The sequence below is a fragment of the Cytobacillus citreus genome (genome assembly GCF_018343665.1).
Classification (GTDB): Bacteria; Bacillota; Bacilli; order Bacillales; family Cytobacillaceae; genus Cytobacillus; species Cytobacillus citreus.
This window is the reverse complement of sequence record NZ_JAGYPM010000001.1, coordinates 166,425-186,517: the sequence shown is the minus strand read 5'-3', so window position 1 is coordinate 186,517 and position 20,093 is coordinate 166,425. Positions and strand designations below refer to the sequence as shown.

The 20,093-nt window shown below is 36.7% G+C and carries 19 protein-coding genes; 4 read left to right on the top strand and 15 right to left on the bottom strand.

Translation table 11 applies throughout. The features are described from left to right. Positions 1-258 precede the first annotated feature (258 nt). Positions 259-2,250, bottom strand: coding sequence for a S9 family peptidase (locus KHA94_RS01065; RefSeq protein WP_213100319.1), 1,992 nt, complete (start codon positions 2,248-2,250; stop codon positions 259-261). 629 nt (positions 2,251-2,879) lie between these two features. On the opposite strand from KHA94_RS01065, the gene KHA94_RS01060 reads away from it, so the two are divergent. Continuing rightward, entirely contained in the window at positions 2,880-3,251 is a 372-nt protein-coding gene (locus KHA94_RS01060; RefSeq protein ID WP_213100318.1) for a YhjD family protein, read from the top strand. A gap of 171 nt (positions 3,252-3,422) precedes the next feature. Here KHA94_RS01060 and KHA94_RS01055 read toward each other — a convergent pair whose 3' ends face one another. Beyond that, positions 3,423-3,998 carry a competence protein ComK gene (locus KHA94_RS01055; RefSeq protein WP_249365259.1) on the bottom strand — a complete coding sequence of 192 codons (576 nt, stop codon included), beginning with the start codon at positions 3,996-3,998 and terminating at the stop codon, positions 3,423-3,425. A gap of 195 nt (positions 3,999-4,193) precedes the next feature. Here KHA94_RS01055 and KHA94_RS01050 point away from each other — a divergent pair, with 195 nt between their 5' ends. Continuing rightward, a complete protein-coding gene (locus tag KHA94_RS01050; protein WP_213100317.1) occupies positions 4,194-4,430 on the top strand; it encodes an IDEAL domain-containing protein in 237 nt (78 codons plus the stop codon). An 86-nt stretch (positions 4,431-4,516) separates the two neighbouring features. On the opposite strand, the gene KHA94_RS01045 is transcribed toward KHA94_RS01050, so the two are convergent. The 3 genes from KHA94_RS01045 to KHA94_RS01035 all read right to left on the bottom strand — a co-directional run bounded on the left by KHA94_RS01045 (position 4,517) and on the right by KHA94_RS01035 (position 7,114). Then, entirely contained in the window at positions 4,517-5,788 is a 1,272-nt protein-coding gene (locus tag KHA94_RS01045; protein WP_213100316.1) for a M48 family metallopeptidase, read from the bottom strand. 299 nt (positions 5,789-6,087) lie between these two features. Continuing rightward, the gene (locus KHA94_RS01040) at positions 6,088-6,393 is read right to left on the bottom strand and encodes an AzlD domain-containing protein (RefSeq protein ID WP_213100315.1); all 306 of its coding nucleotides are present in this window, start codon (positions 6,391-6,393) and stop codon (positions 6,088-6,090) included. Further along, positions 6,383-7,114, bottom strand: coding sequence for an AzlC family ABC transporter permease (locus KHA94_RS01035; protein WP_249365258.1), 732 nt, complete (start codon positions 7,112-7,114; stop codon positions 6,383-6,385). Before KHA94_RS01035 ends, KHA94_RS01040 begins: the two co-directional genes overlap by 11 nt. Positions 7,115-7,255: 141 nt before the next feature. On the opposite strand from KHA94_RS01035, the gene KHA94_RS01030 reads away from it, so the two are divergent. After that, positions 7,256-7,807: a helix-turn-helix domain-containing protein gene (locus KHA94_RS01030; protein WP_213100314.1), complete on the top strand. Its 552-nt coding sequence runs from the start codon at positions 7,256-7,258 to the stop codon at positions 7,805-7,807. A gap of 79 nt (positions 7,808-7,886) precedes the next feature. On the opposite strand, the gene KHA94_RS01025 is transcribed toward KHA94_RS01030, so the two are convergent. The 9 genes from KHA94_RS01025 to KHA94_RS00985 form a co-directional block, all read right to left on the bottom strand. After that, positions 7,887-8,681 (bottom strand): ABC transporter ATP-binding protein, encoded by a 795-nt coding sequence (locus KHA94_RS01025; RefSeq protein WP_213100313.1) that lies wholly within the window; start codon positions 8,679-8,681, stop codon positions 7,887-7,889. Further along, entirely contained in the window at positions 8,656-9,666 is a 1,011-nt protein-coding gene (locus tag KHA94_RS01020) for an ABC transporter permease (RefSeq protein ID WP_213100312.1), read from the bottom strand. Before KHA94_RS01020 ends, KHA94_RS01025 begins: the two co-directional genes overlap by 26 nt. A gap of 84 nt (positions 9,667-9,750) precedes the next feature. Continuing rightward, the gene (locus KHA94_RS01015) at positions 9,751-10,770 is read right to left on the bottom strand and encodes an ABC transporter substrate-binding protein (protein ID WP_213100311.1); all 1,020 of its coding nucleotides are present in this window, start codon (positions 10,768-10,770) and stop codon (positions 9,751-9,753) included. A gap of 423 nt (positions 10,771-11,193) precedes the next feature. Then, the gene (locus KHA94_RS01010) at positions 11,194-11,970 is read right to left on the bottom strand and encodes an enoyl-CoA hydratase-related protein (RefSeq protein ID WP_213100310.1); all 777 of its coding nucleotides are present in this window, start codon (positions 11,968-11,970) and stop codon (positions 11,194-11,196) included. Between the two features lie 106 nt (positions 11,971-12,076). Then, positions 12,077-13,633 (bottom strand): fatty acid--CoA ligase family protein, encoded by a 1,557-nt coding sequence (locus KHA94_RS01005; protein WP_213100309.1) that lies wholly within the window; start codon positions 13,631-13,633, stop codon positions 12,077-12,079. Between the two features lie 393 nt (positions 13,634-14,026). After that, a complete protein-coding gene (gene rsiV, locus KHA94_RS01000; RefSeq protein ID WP_213100308.1) occupies positions 14,027-14,905 on the bottom strand; it encodes an anti-sigma-V factor RsiV in 879 nt (292 codons plus the stop codon). 1 nt (position 14,906) lies between these two features. Continuing rightward, on the bottom strand, positions 14,907-15,422 hold the full coding sequence (locus KHA94_RS00995; RefSeq protein ID WP_213100307.1) for an RNA polymerase sigma factor: 516 nt from the start codon (positions 15,420-15,422) through the stop codon (positions 14,907-14,909). A gap of 258 nt (positions 15,423-15,680) precedes the next feature. Further along, positions 15,681-16,667 carry a lipoate--protein ligase gene (locus tag KHA94_RS00990; protein WP_213100306.1) on the bottom strand — a complete coding sequence of 329 codons (987 nt, stop codon included), beginning with the start codon at positions 16,665-16,667 and terminating at the stop codon, positions 15,681-15,683. An 88-nt stretch (positions 16,668-16,755) separates the two neighbouring features. Next, entirely contained in the window at positions 16,756-17,505 is a 750-nt protein-coding gene (locus tag KHA94_RS00985) for an MBL fold metallo-hydrolase (RefSeq protein ID WP_213100305.1), read from the bottom strand. 173 nt (positions 17,506-17,678) lie between these two features. Here KHA94_RS00985 and yhfH point away from each other — a divergent pair, with 173 nt between their 5' ends. Continuing rightward, positions 17,679-17,813 (top strand): protein YhfH, encoded by a 135-nt coding sequence (gene yhfH / locus KHA94_RS00980; protein ID WP_213100304.1) that lies wholly within the window; start codon positions 17,679-17,681, stop codon positions 17,811-17,813. A 57-nt stretch (positions 17,814-17,870) separates the two neighbouring features. Here the strand turns inward: yhfH and KHA94_RS00975 are convergent, their stop codons facing one another. Beyond that, entirely contained in the window at positions 17,871-20,030 is a 2,160-nt protein-coding gene (locus tag KHA94_RS00975; RefSeq protein WP_213100303.1) for a YhgE/Pip domain-containing protein, read from the bottom strand. Between the last annotated feature and the right edge of the window lie 63 nt (positions 20,031-20,093).

The following is a 20,093-nucleotide window of genomic DNA, read 5'->3' as shown; positions in this document are numbered from 1 at the left end:
TGCACTGGCAATTTATACTTTCTTAACGTGTTAGAAAAACTTGGCGTTCGCCAAGTCCTTTTTGGTGAATGCCTTAGTTTTTCTTATGCGATCTTATTAGCAGATATTTAATTGTACACACACTTTACTTTAGTACGTTAATAAACTTAAACTTTCCTTTTAGCCAAAAAAACCTGTATGGTGTGCGTTCAGAATATGATCTAATAGATAGATCAAAAATCTGACCGCATACCCCACAGGCATGATATTAACAGAGCTTTACTTTAAATAATTATTAAACCAGCCGGTAATATAATTTAGACGGCAAATTCTTAAATTTGGTTTCCCGCTTCTTGATAATTCATGATTTTCTTCTGGAAAACGGATAAATTTTGTTTCTTTCTTACGATGCTTTAATGCAATAAATAATTGTTCTGCTTGCTCAATTGGACAGCGATAATCCTTTTCACTGTGAAGAATGAGGAGCGGTGTTTCCATCTGATCTACATAAGCAAGCGGGGAATGCTTCCAAAGTGTTTCGATATCATGCAGACCGCTCTTTATTTGCCAATCTGTAAAATAATAGCCGATATCACTTACTCCGTAAAAACTGATCCAGTTTGAAATGGACCGCTGTGTTACAGCTGCTTTGAAGCGATCTGTATGTCCGACTATCCAGTTTGTCATGAATCCGCCGTAGCTTCCCCCAGTTACACCTAAACGATCCTTATCAATAAAATCATAGTTAGCTAATGCATAATCAACGGCATCCATAATATCCTCGTAATCTTTGCCGCCATAGTCACCTCGAACTGCATCGACAAATGCCTGACCGTATCCATGGCTTCCACGTGGGTTTATAAATAGAACTGCATACCCGAGAGCCGCCAGACATTGAAATTCATGAAAATATGAATTGGCATACATAGCATGTGGTCCACCGTGAATTTCGAGAACTAGCGGGTATTTGTTCCCTTCTTCGAAATGTACCGGCTTCATGATCCAGCCGTGCATATCCCATTCATCAGAAGTTTTAAAACGGGTAGGCTCTGAATCAGCAAGAACAATCTCAGCTAAGATTTCTTCATTCACATTTGTCAGTTGCTCTAATTCGCCTGTAGAGACATTTAACAGGAATAAATCCCCTGGGTATGATGGCTTGCTGATAGCGACTACAGCACGATCTACTTTTCCACCAGTTGAAAGTCCATATACATGCTGACGATCCAATAATGCTGGATACATTTCACCAGCTAAAGAACCATAGTATACAACGGTATTGCCGTGATCGGTTGCTATGAAATAAAAACTATGACTATCTTCTCCCCATAGTATACCAGGTGTCACTGCACCTTGCTGAAAATCTCCGATTGCATAATCTCCAATTAATAAATCTGAATCACGAGTTAAACATTGGATTTTTTCTGTTTCCATATTATATATCCAAATCTTTGAAAGAGTTGCATTTTCGAATTCTCTTTCATGGCCAACCATTCCCATATATTTTCCATTTGGTGACCAAGTTACATTTCCAAAGTAGCCCGTTCCCTCAGTAAGCTTTTTTAATTCTTTCGTATCTGTATGAATCACGTAAACATTACTGATAAAGCTCGCATCTTTATCCTTACTTAAATCAGCTGTAATAGCGATATATTTTCCATCCGGTGACCAGCTTTGCAGCTGATAATCATGATCCCCTGATGTCAGTAGCTCTACCTCTCCTTTTTGAACATCTACGATTGCAACTTGATTGTATTTCCCAGCCCAAAAACCGTGAGCATCAGATTTATATTTCATTTTATCTACTTCTAGTGGGACTGGCTTTTTATCCTCTTTCTTGTCCTTATCATCAGTTGAAGATAATGATTCACCGTTTTTAATTGCCATATTAAACGCTATTTTTGTGCCATCTGGTGACCACACTGGATTCGATGCACCGTTTGGGCAAGTCGTTAATTGACGTGCCTCTCCTCCTGTTACATCCATCACATAGATTTGACCTTTGCCACTTCTGTCTGAGACAAATGCCAACCTTTTTCCATCAGCAGACCAACAAGGAGAAGAATTCCTGTTTTCCCCAAAAGTCCATTGAACTGGACTATTCTTTTCGTCTACATTTATGTAATACAAATTAGAGCAATATTTATTTTCCTTCTCTAGCATTGTTGTTACAACATAGACACAATCCTTGCCATTTGCAGCTAGCTGCGGGTCAGCAACTGATTTCAGCTGATAAAGATCCTCTGCTCTTATCTTTCTTTTTTCTTTCATCTTTTTTCTCCTTCCTAATTTTAGTTCTTAATTATTTCGACACTAGAAACAATTTTCCTGCTCTTTTTTTATCTTTAACTATGTTAAACTTCCCTGTTGATTTCCGCTGCAGGCACTCGCTTTCCTCTCCAATCAAAAACAAATTCGCATGATCAACACTCAGCTTTAACACAGCCTAATCTTTTGATAATACGGTTCAAGCATGTTTTTGCAATAATAGGAAAAGCTGAGTTCATAATAAATTCGACAAAGAATGTCTCTTGCATTAAAAACACTTTAGCTATAAAATAAAAACAGAACAAATGTTCTGTTTTGGGATATAAATAATTTTTTTCGAGTTAGAGAAATATGTAGCTCCACCGTACAAGAGAGGACGAGGTAAGCTGCGTCAGCGATACAGCACACGACCAAAAGGGAAGCCTTTGGGAGAACGTCGCGTTTTTGTCGACATCTCAGGTCGTAAGCTTGTCTAGTTGCGGCTCCTAAGCAGTCTCCTCCACATTTCGGTCAGTCCGCCAAGAAGGTTACAGAAAATCCTTCTTGGCAGCCTGATTTATGCTATACCTAAGGGTGAGCGGGGCGCTTACGATTTGCTTAATTCATTTCACTTTATAGGGGGAATGGCAATTATGACGAGAATCCCTGAGAAGGATCGAAATATTATAGAACAGGCTATCTATTTGCCAATGGTGCTAACTATTTTAAATCGTGATCTTATCGTTATTAACAAGAGCCCTTTTAAGCTCAAACAGCCTTATTTAAATTTGATTGAGGAAACACTGAAAATTGTTCAAAAAGAACTGGCCGATGTAAAGCGATATATGAACAGAAATAAATTTAAAGTTGAGGAGCTAAAACGGGATGAAGCTTTTACAATGTTTATGTTCTTATATAAAGGCTACGAAGAGCATCATAACTACTTCAATCCCCGCATCCGCAACAAGGTGCAAGAGTTATTGGAATTTTATTTATATAAGCGGCACTCAAAAGCTGAACTTTAGTAAAACTTGGCGTTCGCCACGTCCTTTTTAGCGAATGCCTTAGTTTTACTTATGCGATCTTATTAGCAGATAATTAATTGAAAACGCATTTTACTTTAGTACATTAATAAACTTAAACAATCTTATTAGCTAAAAAAACAGAAGCATGACTATCATGCTTCTGAGACTAGCTTACTCAATTCCTCTCGAAGTATACTTTCCTAATCTTTCCGAAGCATTAATATTCCTGCTGCCATTAATGAAATACCAGCCCTTTCTTTCCGATTCACCAATTCTGCTGGAGAGTGTTGTTTTTAACAATGCAGTCCGTAAAAGCTGATTATTAAATGAATTATAGGAGATCGGAATAGTCAAAGATTGTTTATTTTTAAATATAACATTTGTATTAGCTGTATCTGTAGGACGATGAAAATGAATATGCTCTTGTGAAATCCAAATACATTGTGGGTTGCTCGCTGAAGTAGTTGGAAAAAAATAAATGAAGTTAGTGGAGTCTATCGTAATAGGTGCTTTGTGGGTAATTCCAGTTAATTGTTTTGTGGCTTCTTTTCTTCCTTCATAGCTGCTTCCGAAGAAAAGACAGCTTTTCTTAATAATGTCAAAAGGTTTAAATGGAGACACAAGTTCATCCTCAAACTCCATAATTCTCGAATAAATCTTGCTGCCATATGTGACAGGCATAATAATCATTGTATTCGGATTAATTTCATATTCTTCTATTAATGGCGGGACAATTGGCATATTCATTTTTTCTACATCTCCTCAAAATAGTATTTTCTACCTAATCATACCAGATATTTACCATCAAAATTCAATATTTTCAAAATGTTACTAAATTGTTCATAATTTTACCACTAAAAAATATTTTCTTAAAATTTAAAAAAATCAGTTGAATAAAGAAGAAAAAAACATATAATAGTAAAAAGCGTTGAGGTGATTTTCATGAATGAAAAATCATACACAGAGCTGATGAAAAAAAACGCAATGAAAAAGAAGAAGTTAAAAGAATCCTATGTATTAGACCTTTACATTGACATGCTGCTTTCTGAAGTGCTGTTAACTAGCGAGAAAAAGAAGCTACAAAAGGAAATCGATCATGCTATCGATGAAGGAAACAAAAATAAGTTTAATCATTTATCCAAACAATATATTGAACTAACCAAACGATTCGGAACATAGCTACCAGAGAGCCTAAGCCCTCGTTATCTTAAAACGAGGGTTTTTTATCTGAATAAAGAAAAACAAGCAGGTTCAGACTTCCCTGCTCATTTGGATCGATTCTCAATCTCATATTCTTCAAGGTAGGAAATTCTTTCAAGCATGGTCGGATGACCATATCGGAATATTTTTACAAGTAACGGCGGGTTTACCTGACTTCGTCCTGCACGGGTTAATTCCTGAAATGTTTGTATAGCTGCTTCAGTATCCTTTGTAAGCTCAATGGCATATTTATCTGCTCGGGATTCCTGATAGCGGGAAACAAAATTTGAAAATGGACTTGAGATAAATAAAAGCATGGAGATAATCATTAAAAATAACGGCAATGAGCGAATATCATTAACTGCAGGAATTTTAAACACATTTCCCCATCTGCTAATAACTTGCTCCATTATCCTTGCAGCTAAGTAAAGACCTACTAAGGATAAAAGCAAATAGCCTGCTATTCCGAAATAAATATGCTTCTCTACATAATGGCCCATTTCATGCGCCATAATAAATAAAATTTCATTTTCATTTAACTGATTTAAGGTTGTGTCCCAGAGTACAATTCTCGAATTCGACCCAATTCCGTTAACGTAAGCATTAAGAGCATTTGTTTTTTCTGACATATTTACTTCAAAAACATGTTCAGCAGGGATATTGGCTTTGTCTGCCAGATCCAAAATTTTGGCTTCCAGTTCTTTATTTTTTAACGGATAAAAATCATTGTATAAAGGATCAATGACAACTGGCTGTAAAAACATCATAAATAGTGTGAAGGGAATAGATATTAGCCACGCATAAAGCCACCATCTTTTTCGACTCTTATTAATGAGCCAATAAAGAATAGGTACAATGATTAACATCGTCCCATAATTAATCCAAAAATCAATGAGTTCATCTTTCATCCACCCGCCAAAGCTTTGAGTAGAAATATTATAGCTTTTAGATAAGGAATAGCTAATATAACTCAATGGAAATGTTGCGATAAAAGAAAAGAACGAAAGCCAAATTAGGTATATGGATATTTGAATAAACTTGAATTTTGAAGACTGCTTTGCCCATTTTTTGAAAGCATTCGAAAAACCAAGCAGCATAATGAATAAATAAAAAAGCCATTCAAATGGTGTAGATAGGAAAAATAATAAATTTCTAATTTTAGAATATCCTTCACTTAGCATAAGCTCTCTGCTATTTAAGAATGTTGCAGGATCTGCCCTTGATCCCTCATATTCAAATGCCAAGCTTGTATCCGCAAAATAAAATAAATACCAATAAAAGAATAATCCATATAAACAATAGGCAATCACACCATAAAAGCCTATTTTTCTTGCCATTTCACTCCCCCCTCTTTGTACAACCCTTCATATAGTTAGTTTAGTATAAAAATCAATATTTAGAACATTTTCTTAAGTCCTATCCAAATCCCATATTGTATAGCTTAGACAAAAAGAGCAATAGAAAAACCGATTCTTTTATGAACCGGCTTTTTTCACACATTAAGAAATTATAAATTGCCAGCGCAGAAGATGATTCGACGTAGTTGCCAATTTTAGGAATTAAGTGTAAGTGCAACTACGCCTCTGTCTTCGCCTTTCCAAGGCTCGCCAATCGGCGAGTTTTCTTTAAATATCAGCTACATAATAAATGAATAAAGAGATAAAAAGGCAATAGAACCTAGGACAACAATAATGACATTCGCTCCAAAGTAGGCTGCAATGAAAGCAATTGCTGCTCCCAATATACCAAACCATATATCTTCATTAATATAAAAAATCCCAGGGAAAATGAGTGCCCCTAAAGTAGCAGATGGGACATTCTTCAAAACTCCTTGTACAAATGATGGTAATTCTTTTCCTTTAAAAAGGAAAAAAGGGAGCACTCTAGGTACATAAGTGACAAGTCCCATCCCGACTATCATCCAAACGATCTCACTTCTCACCTTTACTCCCCCTTTGTTTATTCTTTACTCCTTCCATTAGCTCAATAATGACTGCAGATAGAAGTGTAGCAATAACAATTGCCCATCCTGTGGAAAGGGCATTCGTTAAGGAGAAAATTGTATTAAAACATGCGGCTAAAGCGGCCAAACATACAACTTTAACACTTTTTTTCATAGATGGTACTAATAACCCTATAAACATAGCGTAAAGTGCGATTGACATGCTTTCCTGTAACGTTTGCGGAAGGCTAGCACCAAGTAAAAAACCAATTCCGGAACAAATTACCCAGCTCATATAGGATATTAGGTTAAGCCCAAACATATATCCAGTCGTAACAGTGTCATCCCGCATTGCTGCAACAGAAAAGGTTTCATCCGTAATCCCAAAGGAATAGACAGCTTTATTTACAAGTTGATCCTCTTCGCATTTTTCATTTAATGCTGCGGACATTAAAAAATGCCTAATATTCACAATAAAAGTAGTTAAAATGATTTCAAATATTCCAGTCCCAAGCGTCAGCAAGCTGAGTGAGATATACTGTGAAGCACCAGCATAAACGATTAAACTCATTAATACCGTTTCACCAAATGACAGCCCCGTTGTTTTGGCAAGGAGTCCGAAGGTTAAGGCAACAGGTGCATATCCGATTGCAATGCTTACACCTGATTGAAACCCCTTCCTAAATTCTGATTGTGTTTTATTCATTGCCAGCTCCGCCAATGATTGCACCACCCTATTTTATAAATTAGAAATTTCATTCGGAAGTTTACTATAATAGATATAAGGTATGCTATAATAAATTATTAATAAAACATATTATACATATGCATGCTATAGCGCACAACTATTTTGGAGGAAAAAATGGATAATATTCAAAAAAATATTGGAGAAAATTTAAGAAACATACGTAAAACAAGAGGATACAGTCTTGATGCTGCATCTGAAATTACGGGTGTAAGCAAAGCGATGCTCGGGCAAATTGAACGAGGAGAATCGAACCCTACCGTCACGACTTTATGGAAAATTGCAAGCGGACTTCAAGTTTCATTTTCTTCTTTAATAAAGGAGGAACCATCTGATGTTCTCTTAGTAGACTTAAAGTCGATCTCACCGGTTATGGAAAGTAACAGAGACTACCGGGTCTACCCTATTTTCCCCTTCGATCCTCGAAAAAAGTTCGAAATATATATAGTAGAAATTGAACCAGGCTGCAAGCATTCTTCTGATAAGCATACTGAAGGAGTCGAAGAATTCATAACTGTAATGACAGGATTCCTAGAGGTTCACATAGGAAATCAGCAAATCCAAATTCAAACAGGAAATTCCATTCGTTTTTTAGCAAATAAAATGCATACCTATAAAAATATCGGATCAGATATGGTTAGATGCCAAGTTGTTATGTACTATCCATAAGAAAATTTGGAAAGGCATATCACTTTGAGTGATATGCCTTATTAATCGGCAAAATATCAACGTTAACAGTCTTCGATAGTTAGATTAGTACTGCCTTATCACTGCTCATTTTTTCCCCGCGAATTCGCTGGAATTCTTCTAGCAGCTTATCCACCGATAATTTTTGCTTTTGCTCCTCATTTGCTTCGAAAATAATCTGACCTTTGTCCATCATAATTAGCCTGTTTCCAAGATCTAGGGCTTGCTGCATATTATGCGTAACCATTAAGGTAGTAAGATTATATGCTTCTACGATTTCTTTAGTAAGAGCCGTAATAAGCTCGGCCCGAGAAGGATCAAGCGCAGCAGTATGCTCATCAAGCAGGAGAATTTTCGGTTCCGTAAATGTTACCATTAACAGCGATAATGCCTGCCTTTCTCCGCCAGATAATAAACCAACCTTTGCTTGCAGACGATTTTCTAAACCGAGATGAAGTGTTTCAAGCTTCTCTTTGAAAAAATCCCTTCTTGCTTTCGTTACTCCTCTTTTTAAACCACGGGAAGTTGTTCGTGAATAAGCAATAGCTAGGTTCTCTTCAATTGTCATTGCTGGTGCAGTTCCTGCCATTGGATCCTGAAAAACACGTCCAATCAATCTTGACCTTTTAAACTCCTTCACTGTCGTAACGTCTTTTTCATCAATAATGACTTCACCTAAATCAGGGATTAATTTTCCTGAAATAAGGTTCATAAGTGTCGATTTTCCCGCACCATTACTGCCAATTACGGTCATAAAATCTCCTGGCTTTAAATGCAGATTCATACGCTCGAGAGCTATTTTTTCATCAGGTGTCCCTTCATTAAAGACTTTATGAATTTGTTTTAATTGCAGCAAACTGCTCACCACTCTCATTTGCTTTTTGTTTAGATTGAACTAATCGCCGCTTTTTACGCTGATTTTCTCGCTGCCTTTCAACAATTTTTGGCACAACTAAAGCGCAAACAACGATAAATGCTGTTATGAGCTTCATGTCTCCTGTTTCAAGAAAATCAACCCTTAGTGCAAGTGTAACAATAAGTCGATATAAAATCGCTCCACCTATAACAGCTAAAGTGGCTCTTACGATTGTTTTTGCCCCAAAAATGGCCTCTCCGATTATGACAGAGGCTAGACCAATGACAATCATGCCGATTCCCATACCAACATCACTAAAACCGTTATATTGAGCAATAAGTGCACCAGATAGTGCGACAAGAGCATTTGAAATACCCAGACCAATAATTTTTAATAAATCAGTATCTGCCGAAAAGCTGCGAATCATCGTTTCATTATTACCTGTCGCACGAATAGCTAATCCAAAATCCGTTTTCAAAAAACTGTCAATCATGACTTTTACGACAAGAGCTAATAATAGCATGAGAATAAGGATTCCCCATGTTTTGGGCGCAAATCCGGTACCCGCTAACAAGGCATCAAGCCCATTATCAAGTCCTAAACTTTGCCAAAATCCACTTAATTTTGTTATCACTGTTTCTTCTGATAAAAGGGGAACATTTGACTTCCCCATAATCCTTAAATTTATTGAATACAAGGCTATCATCATTAGAATTCCAGATAATAATGGGTTAATTTTCCCCTTTGTATGAAGCAGCCCCGTCATACAGCCTGCCGCAAATCCGCAAAATAAAGCAATAAGCGTTGCTAGAAATGGATTCGTTCCTCCAACAATAAGGACTGCAGCTACTGCAGCACCTGTCACAAAGCTCCCATCCACAGTAAGATCAGGGAAATCTAGTATTCTAAATGATAAGTAAACTCCTAATGCCATTAAAGCATAGATCGCACCTGCCTCAATTGAACCAAAGATAGCTGTGGGCATATAACTCTTCCTTTCTGTCTGATGTGGCAGTAACATGTAGACTGTTTTTGCAATCTTTGCAGAACAAAGATTGCAGCAGTTTACTTATTCTCCTTCATAAAATTCAGCGATTTTCTCCCACTCCTGCTTCACTTCAAGACCTTGTTCTTCAGCAGCTTTCTTATTAATGACTAGCTTCAAGCTGCTTGGAAGCTCAACTGGAATTTCAGATGGTTTTTTATTGCCTTTTAAAATCTCTGCAGCCATTTTGCCAGTTTGGTAACCAAGGTCAAAGTAATTGAAACCGCTCGCTGCAATTGCTCCGCGTTTCATTGAATCTAGTTCACCAACAAAAAGAGGAATTTTCTTGCTATTTGCAACGGAAATGACCGATTCTAACGCAGAAACAACTGTATTATCTGTTGGAATATATATCGCATCCACACGTCCGACTAAAGATTCAGCAGCTTGTTTTACCTCAGCTGAAGTAGAGATTGTAGCTTCGACAACATTTGCCCCCTGCTTCTTGGCAAGTTCTCTAACTTTATCTACTTGTACCTCCGAATTTTGTTCCCCTGCATTGAAAATGACACCGATATTTTTTGCTCCTACCTCTTCAGCAATAAAATTGATTGTTTTTGCTGTTCCTTCTGGGTGATTATCTGTAGTTCCAGTGATATTGTCACCTGGTTTATCAAATGCTTCCACTAATCCTGCTCCGACTGGGTCGGTTACAGAAGTGAAAAGAATAGGGATCTCCTTTGTAGCATTTAGAGCACTAACAGCACTTGGTGTAGCATTAGCGAAAATGAGATCAACTTTATCACCAACAAAGTTATTAGCAATGGTTAGTGTATTATTCATATCTGCTTGCGCATTTTGAATCATATATTCAGTGTTTTCTCCGTCCTTAAATCCTTCATCCTCTAAAGCTTTAATGAATCCTTCTGTAGCTGCGTCAAGAGATGGGTGTTCAGCAAATTGCGTTACGCCTATTTTATAAGTCTTCTTCGCTTCTTTATCTGAAGAATTATCTGTCCCGTTTGTATTTTCGCTTCCACAGCCGCTCAATAAAGCAATTCCTACTAAACTAGCAGCAGTTAACCACTTAATTTTCTTTATCATTTTTTATCCCCCTTTTTTACATGAACGCTTTTACGCTTTGGTGCTTTTATTCACTAAATTATAAATCTATTAATAGCCAAAATTCAAGTACTTTTTACTATTTTCAAAAAATTTTATTAAATAAAAGGCTATGTTAAACTTCCCTGTTGATTTACGCTGCAGGCGCTCGCTTTCCGCGGGCGGTCGCTTTCCGCGGGCGGTCCGGGAGCCTCCTCGTCGCTATCGCTCCTGCGGGGTCTCCCTTTGACTCGCTTCTCCCGCAGGACATTGAATAAGCTTCCTAGAATAATCACCGCACGAAGGAAATGCGAATGCATTTTCGAGGATCTCGCGCCTTCCGCTCCAATCAACAGCAAAATAGCATTATCAACATTGAGCTTTAATTCAGCCAAATAAAAAAGAATACAGCAAAAGCTGTATTCTCTATTTCCCTTTAAAATTTGGTTTTCGCTTTTCTACAAAAGCTGAAAGTGCTTCTATTCGATCTTCTGTAGGAATAATAACTTCGTATGCTTTTCTTTCAATATGCAAACCAGTCTGTAAATCTACACTCATTCCTTGTTTAATAGCAAACTTTGCCTGTTGAAGGGCTAGCGGACCATTTGCAAGCATTTGTCCTGCTAGTTCAAAGCAAGCATTTAAGAGATTTTCTCTATCTGTAACTCGATTTAATAGGCCAATGCTTAAAGCTTCCTCAGAGCTTAGACGTTTCGCAGTTAAAATTAACTCCAACGCCTTTGCTTGACCAATTAATCTTGGCAATCTTTGTGTCCCTCCAGCCCCAGGGATAATAGCAAGACTTGTTTCAGTTAGCCCCATCAATGTTCCTGAAACAGCAATCCGAAAATCGCATGATAACGCTAATTCCATGCCCCCGCCAAAGGCAAATCCATTTAATGCTGCAATCGTCGGCTGTGGAAGCTGATCAATTAATGTAAAAACCTCACCGATTTTATAAATATTTCTTCGTACTTCAACTTCAGATAATGTTTTCCGTTCTTTCAAATCAGCCCCTACACTGAACGCTTTCTCACCAGAACCAGTAAATATAACAACCCGAACAGCAGGATCGGTCCGCAATTCCTCCGTTACTGCTTGAAGCTCTAGTAGAGTATTATAATTAAAAGCATTCATTGCTTCAGGGCGATTAATTGTAACAACTGCAATATGCTCCTTCAATTCAACCATGATAGAACTCATATGCTCACTCCTTTTCGTTTACTCCCTGTTCCAATTCTATATATTTCATGAAAACCCTTTCAAGAATTTTAAAAAAGCCAGACATTTTTCTGCCTGGCCCTACCAATTAATTATTTTGCAAAACTTGAGCTTTCAAAGCTCTCCTTAATATTTTCCCTGTTGTATTCTTTGGAAGTTCTTCTATAAACTCAATGGAAGATGGATTTTTATATTTCGCTAAATGCTCACTGCAATATTCGAGAAGCTGAGCTTCAGTTAAGTCAGGATTTTTCTTGACTACATAGCATTTAACCGCTTCTCCTTGATTCGGATCTGGTACACCGATAGCAGCTGCCTCAACTACATCTGGATGATCATATAATACCTCTTCTATTTCTCTAGGATATACATTATAGCCTCCAACGATAATTAATTCCTTTTTGCGATCAACTATATAAAAATAGCCTTCATCATCCATTCTCGCCATATCACCTGTGTATAGCCAGCCATCTCTGATTGTCGCAGCCGTTTCTTCAGGCATCTTATAATATCCCTTCATCACATTAGGACCTCGGACAATCAATTCTCCTACCTCTCCAACTGGAACCTCCTCCCCAAGTTCGTCAACTACTTTATTTTCTACATTTAGGATTGAAGTTCCAATAGATCCAGGCTTTCTCGGTCTATCAAGCGGATTAAAGCATGTGACTGGTGAAGCCTCAGAAAGGCCGTATCCTTCAGAGATCATGACATTGAATTTTTTTTCAAAGCCATTTAGTAACGCTACAGGCAATGAAGCTCCGCCTGAAATACAAAGTCGAAGGGTGCTTAAGTTTCCACCGTATGCTTCTGCATACTGAAGAAGAAAATTATACATCGTTGGAACACCAGCAAAGACTGTTGCATCATATTTATCAACCATTCGGAAAATTTCCTTCGGGCTGAATTTAGGATCAATGATGATTGTTGCGCCATTCATTAGTGGTGCATTTAAAGCCACCGTTAAACAAAATACGTGGAACATAGGAAGAGTAGTAATGACGCGATCATTCTCGCTCATATTCAAGTAATCACCAATATCCTTCGCATTACTATAAAGATTTTTATGTGTAAGCATTGCTCCTTTTGGTTTTCCAGTTGTACCAGAAGTGTAAAGAATAACAGCAACATCATCATGATCTAGCTCAGGACCTTTATAGCTTAAGCTTCCCGAAGCTACAACATGTGAAAACGATTTCAACTTTGGATAAACGGAAAGGCTTGTTATATCAACATCTGAGCTCTTTCCTTGGGGTGTCTCGCAAATAATATAATTCTCTACTTTTGGTAATGCAAGGTGTATTTTCTCTGCTAAAGGCAGAAGTAAATCAAGCATTACAACAGCTTTCACATCCCCATTTTTAATGATATATCCGATTTCATCAGATGTATAAATGGGGTTGATTGGTATAACAGTTGCGCCAAGACGAAGTGCCCCATAAAAGCAAATTACAAAATGCGGAGAGTTTCCTAACAATAATGCAATATGGTCTCCTTTTTTTACCCCTAATTGTTCTAAACCAGCAGCAAATTTAGTTACAGCCCCATCAAGCTCTGCATATGTACTCATTTGGTCCATAAAATAATAAGCTGGTTTATTTGCCTTATTTTTTGCCGTTTCGTGGAGTTGTTGAGTTAAATTCATTGACCCTTCCCCCTTAATACGAATGAATGATCATTCACTTTATTGGAAAAATATAGCATTCGCTATGTTTTTCCGCGAAAGCTTAGTTTTTCTAATGCAATATTCTTAGCAGATTCTTAATGAATTTCAATTTTACTTTAGTAGGCTAACAAACTTAAACATGACTATTAGCTAATAAAAAATTTTCTAAATATATTATATTGAAAGAAATTTATGAATTCAAGCATAATGGACAAAATAAAGTGAATTCTCTTTTTTATTAAAGTTTATTTTATTGCAGTATAAAGTCCTTGAAAAAAATAGGCATTCACCAAGTACTTTCGATAAATGCCTTAATTTTTCTTCCACTTTAGCCAAAAAAAATGAGAAGAGGACCGCTCTTCTCTTTTACGACTATTTAATATATTCATTGCTGACTAACACATCAGAAATAATCTCTGTAGGAATGACAAACTCTACAATCCCCATAAATCCCGGAGAAACCTCATATTTATCAAAAGAAATAACTAATTTTCCGTCCTTATTAATATAGAAATTCTGATCTTTTTTAATCAATTCAAAGTCCTCAAAATTATCCTCGATACCAGAATCAGCAACCCAGTATATTTTTTCAAAATTAGATTCTTTCATTTGCTCTCGCATTTGTTCTTGAATATTCTCGCTAATGATCTTCACATAGCTATCATCCTTAAACAACATTGGCAAGCTTAATAAGATATCGTTTTTCTTATCAATTGTATCATACTTCATGACTGTAGAAGACGAACCAACTGTATTCACAACATATCGTCCGATTGATAAAATCCGATCGTTATCCGTTTTAACCTCATAACCGCTGTCAACGCCTACATGCCCGCCACCTTCTTTTTCTATCTCCTCTATCTCATCCTTGAATTGCTCATATAGTTCCTGTCCTTCTTTTAAATATTTTTCGTTCAGGCTTTGAGCTAAATCTCCATTTTCTGAATCCGATATTGCTGGTACTTTTATATCTGCCTTGTATTTATCTTCGTCAACCTTAAATTCTGTAAATGTCAGTACTTTTACGATACTTCCAACAATCGGTACTTCTGATAAAGTGTTAGCCATAGCTGGACTTATGTTAATGCCCCCGATAAAAAGAATAGCAGCTGCAGCCGTTCCAGCCATCCATTTATAACCTCTTTTATTTGTCTTCCCTTTCTTTAATGCCCTTTCGACAACGAAATCTAGTTCATCTGGAATTGGGATATTTTTATACTCAGTTTTAAGTTCCTCTAATTTCTTGTCCATACTAATTAGCCCCCTTGATCATTTCGTCCTTCATTTCAATGCGTAATAATTTCAATGCTCTATACAGTCGTGTTTTAATCGTGTTGACATTTTCATTCAGGACATCTGCAACTTCTTCAATTTTCAAATCTTCAAAAAATCGTAAAACAATAATGCTTTTATATTCTGGAGCTAATTGATCCAATGCCCTCTCTAAATCAATATTTTCATAATGGTCCTCTTTTCCTGAACTAATAAACTCCATCGTTTCAGCATCCATAATACTGACTCTTTTGTGCTTCCTTAGAAAATCTAAGGAAGTATTAACCACTATTCTGAAAAACCAGCTTTTCAGCATGTTTAAATCTTGAAGAGAATCATATGATAGAATCGCTTTATGAATCGCATCTTGTACAATATCTAATGCATCCTCAGAATTTCTCACATAGCTGTAGGCCAGCCGATAACAATTCTCTTTGTTATCTCTTATAAATTCAGTAAATAAATCATCATCATTAAATCTTCGTCTCTTTCCCATATCGCAAAAAGGCTCCTTTATTGCTAGTAATTTGTATACACCTATAAGACGCATAATCTATAGTAAAAAGTTTTTTCTTTTTAATTAAGCTACGTTAAACTTCCCTGTTGAGCTCCTGCGGGGTCTCCCTTTGACTCGCGCCTGCAGCGAGAATCAACAACAAAATAGCATTTTCAACACTGAGCTTTAACAAAGCCTGTGATTAAGATTTTTCCCATTATAAAGAGCGTTCCCCGTAAGAAACGCTCCCATGAATGGTTAGTAGATTAAATTAAAAAAATCCTCTTTTGTAATATTTCCGAAATAGCGCTTAATATCAATGTCTGCTAGAGACTTTTCTATTTCAGATTTATCATAACGCAAGCCTGTGAGTCTATTTTCAATATCACCTACATCGAGAACTCCAAAAAAGTCACCGAAAATTTTACAATTTTCAATATTTCCTTTTTCTACATCAAGCCGAACATCAATTTGTCCAACAGGGAAGCGGTGGGAATGCTGCAAATTAAACTTTGGTGATTTCCCATAATTCCATTCCCAATTTTGGTACCTCTCTTTAGATAGCTGATGGATATTTTCCCAATCTTCCTCCGTTAGCTTATACTCTTGAATATCTTCTCCACCAAATATATTTTTTAGAATTAAAGAACGAAACTCTTCGATTGTGATTTTATCCTTTAAGAACTCAGAAATATTCGCTACACGGCTGCGAATGGACTTAATGCCTTTTGACTCAATTTTATCTTTTTTCACTCTTAAAGCCGAAACTACACTATCGATTTCGGAATCAAAAAGAAGAGTTCCATGGCTAAACATTCTTCCCTTTGTAGAAAATTGCGCATTTCCTGAAATTTTTCTTCCTTCTGCTGTTAGATCATTTCGTCCGCTTAATTCTGCATTGACTCCTAGCTTTTGCAAAGCGTGAACAACAGGTTCGGTGAATTTACGGAAATTATGAAAGCTTTCCCCGTCATCCTTTGTAATAAAGCTGAAATTCAAATTGCCTAGATCATGATACACAGCGCCCCCGCCAGACAATCGTCGTACAACGTGAATGCCATTACCTTCAACATATTCCGTATTAATTTCTTCTATTGTATTTTGGTTTTTTCCAATAATTATGGATGGCTCATTTATGTAAAAAAGCAAATAGGTTTCATTAATATCTAAATTTTTTAATGCATATTCTTCAATAGCTAGGTTGATTCTTGGATCTGTTATCCCTTTGTTATCGATAAATAACATTTCTTTCACTCCTTATTAGAAACACTTCATAATTGCATTTTCGTTGTGATTCATATGCAACTTTATTATCAAGATTTAACACATTAATCTAGTTATTCTTTTCTGCTAATGTTATAGACCATTGAAAGGAAGCAATAGAGATAGGCCCATTGTATACTTGTGAAGCCTCTTCCTTAAGCTGTTCTATACTGCCAAAATGAGGTAAATGCGTGAGGAGCATGTGCTTCACCTTCGCCTTGTTTGCCAATTTTCCAGCATCAAAGCTTGTCATATGTCCCACGCTTTTCCCATTCTGATTCCCATAAAAGTTACATTCACACACTAATAAATCTGTACCTTCACTAAATGGGATAAATTCCTCCTTATAAGATGTATCAGATGTATAAACGATTGATTTGCCTTCAGCTTCAATTCTCATTGCATAGCATGGAACAGGATGGTCTGTCTGTAAAAATTGTACCTCAAAAGGACCGATTGTTAAAGTTTGATCAGGCTGATATGCCATACCTTTTGTAATATTTTTATAAGATAGCTTTGAAAATTCAATTTCATCCTGAGAATGTCCATAAATTGGCAGGGACTCTATTTCCTTTCCTAGAATTCCTTGAATTAGCCGAGCATGCTGTAATACCCCGATATCAGCAATATGGTCTGGATGATAATGAGAAACGATTACAGCGTCTATTTCCTCGGGCTGTAAAATTTTTTGCATTTTGGAAAGCACTCCGCTTCCAAAATCAATTAATAAACGATATCCATTATGCTCAAGTAAATATCCAGAGCTTGCCTCATCTGGCTTTGGAAACCCTCCCCAGCATCCAATTACTGTTAATTTCATTAGCATTCCCCCTATGAAGCATAGATCTTTACACTAATTCTAATATACCCAAAGGAGCCTATCTTTTCATTTTTTTATTTTTGTATTGAAACAGATATTGACATACACAATCTGTTATAATACAATAAAATCAAATAATCTTACTAATTAAACAATTTACAGGAGGCTTCAAAATGATTAAAAACATTTTAGATTTCTTTAGAAATTTACCAGCAAAACAATGTGTTGAGTGTGGGAAGCCAATTGAAGAGCAGCATGAATGCTATGGAAATAAATGTGATCATTGTTTAGGTGTAAAAGATCTTTAATACTAGATTCATATAATTAGAAAAACCAGCCGCAATTTTTTTCGGCTGGTTTTAATATTATTCAGTGACAGCAGCAAAGCGTTTTTTATGCATTGCTGAGAAATATACAATTGTTCCAGTGATAAATATCAGCATAAAGATACCTAATATCGCTGCATTTTGCCACATAAAGCTATAGTCCCCGCTCGAAATCACTGCTTTAAATCCAGAAACAGAATAAGTCATTGGCAGGATTGCATTAAATGGCTGTAAGAAATCCGGAATTAACTCAAGTGGGAATGTTCCCGCACTTGTTGTTAATTGTAGGATTAAGATAATGATCGCGATAAAACGTCCTGGATCACCAAATATTGTAACAAAGAATTGAATTAAGGTAATAAAGGTCAGACTCGTAATAATCGCAAATAGGATAAATAAAGGTATACTTTGAACCTCTATATTTAGGCCTACAAGAAGAATAAATACCGAAATTAAAGCCTGAATGACTCCAACTCCCATTAAGATAAGGAATTTACTTGTAAACCAATTTATGCCACTACGCGGTACTCCTGCTGGTTCACGTAATGGGAATACGATGGATAATAATAATGCTCCAACAAATAGTCCAAGTGATAAGAAATATGGTGCAAATCCGGTTCCATAGTTTGGTACCTCATTAATTTTTTCATTATCAACTTCGACTGGGCCAGCCATCATATCATATGTCTTATCATTTGCGTGTACGGATGATGCTTTATCAGCACCTTCAGCAAGTTTACTTGATAATTCTTCTGAGCCATCATATAAAGCTGTGTTTCCACCTGCAAGTTTTCCGGCACCGTCCTTCAACTGCCCTGTTCCATCTTTAATTGCAAGCGAACCGTCTTGTAATTGATCTAGTCCTCCTGCCAGTACAGTAGTTCCACTTGCTAATTTATCTGCACCAGCCTTCGCTTCTGCGAATTTTTGTCCAAAGGTATCCATTCCTGCTTGGAACTCATTTTGTCCCTTTGTAACTTCCTGGGCTCCACTCTCAAGCTTCTGGCTCCCTTGAGCAAGTTGACTAACACCTTGCTGCAGCTGTTTCTGTCCTTCATTTAACGTACCAACATTATTAGCAAGCTCTGAACTACTATTTGCTATCTGTCCAGCAGCACCCGCAAGCTTGCTTGTTCCAGTTTTTAACTGGTTTAATGTAGCTTCTAATTCCAAGCGCTGTGGGGAATTTTCAGGAAGCTGACCGATTAAAACCTGAAGATTTTCTTGTAATTTAGAAAAGCCACCGCTCACTTTTTCTGCTTCTGATTGCCATTGTTGTAAAGATGTTGATAGTGTTTTTGCCCCAGCACCAATCTGTTCTGTTCCAGAAACGATGGCTGGAATCTGTTCATTCACTTTATTTAATCCCTCTTTAGATTGAGAGATTCCCGCAGCCACTTGCTCATTGCCATCTTTTAATTGCTTAGAGGCTGTTTCTAGATTTTCTTGGCCTTCTTGCAACTGACCAAGTCCATCAGCAAGCGCTTTGGAACCAGTTACTAATTCTTTAGAGCCATTATTGATTTGTCCTATACCATCACTAAATTCGATTGAATTCTTAGCTAAGATAGAAAGATTTTCATACAATGCTGAAGAGCCATCCTTTAATTCAGCTGCTCCCTCATTAATCTGTGAAGCTCCATCACTGGCTTGCTCCATTCCATCAGCAAGTTCACTAACTTGATCGAACATTGTTTCGGCAAATGTTTCCATAATATTTTCAGAAAGTGATGCTTTTATTTGTTCTACAGCTGAACTGCCTATTTGAGAGAATAGGAAATTATAGCTTTCATTCGGTACATATTTAAGCTTTAACTTTTCAGGATTTTCATCAAGAAGAGTTGTTGCATTTTCGGAAAAATCCTTTGGTATTTCTATAAGCATATAATATTTTTGTTTTTCGAGGTCCTTATAAGCTTCCTCTTTATCTACAAACTTATAATCAAAATCTTTGCTTTCCTTTAAATTATCAACAAGCTCGTCCCCGAGATGCAGCTCTTTTCCACCAACGGATGCGCCTTCATCCTCATTCACAATCGCAACTGGAAGATCTTCTAACTTGTCGTAAGGGTCCAAAAATGCCCAAAGAAACATCCCGCTGTATAATACTGGAATAAAAAGAATTGCAATAATTGGAATAAGAAGCTTTTTATTCCGAAAAACAGCGAGCAATTCTTTTTTAAATAGATTGTTTTTCAATCTGGTTGCCTCCTTATATAAAATGACCATTTTGTTCATTTAGTCAATCTTTTGCAAAAAATG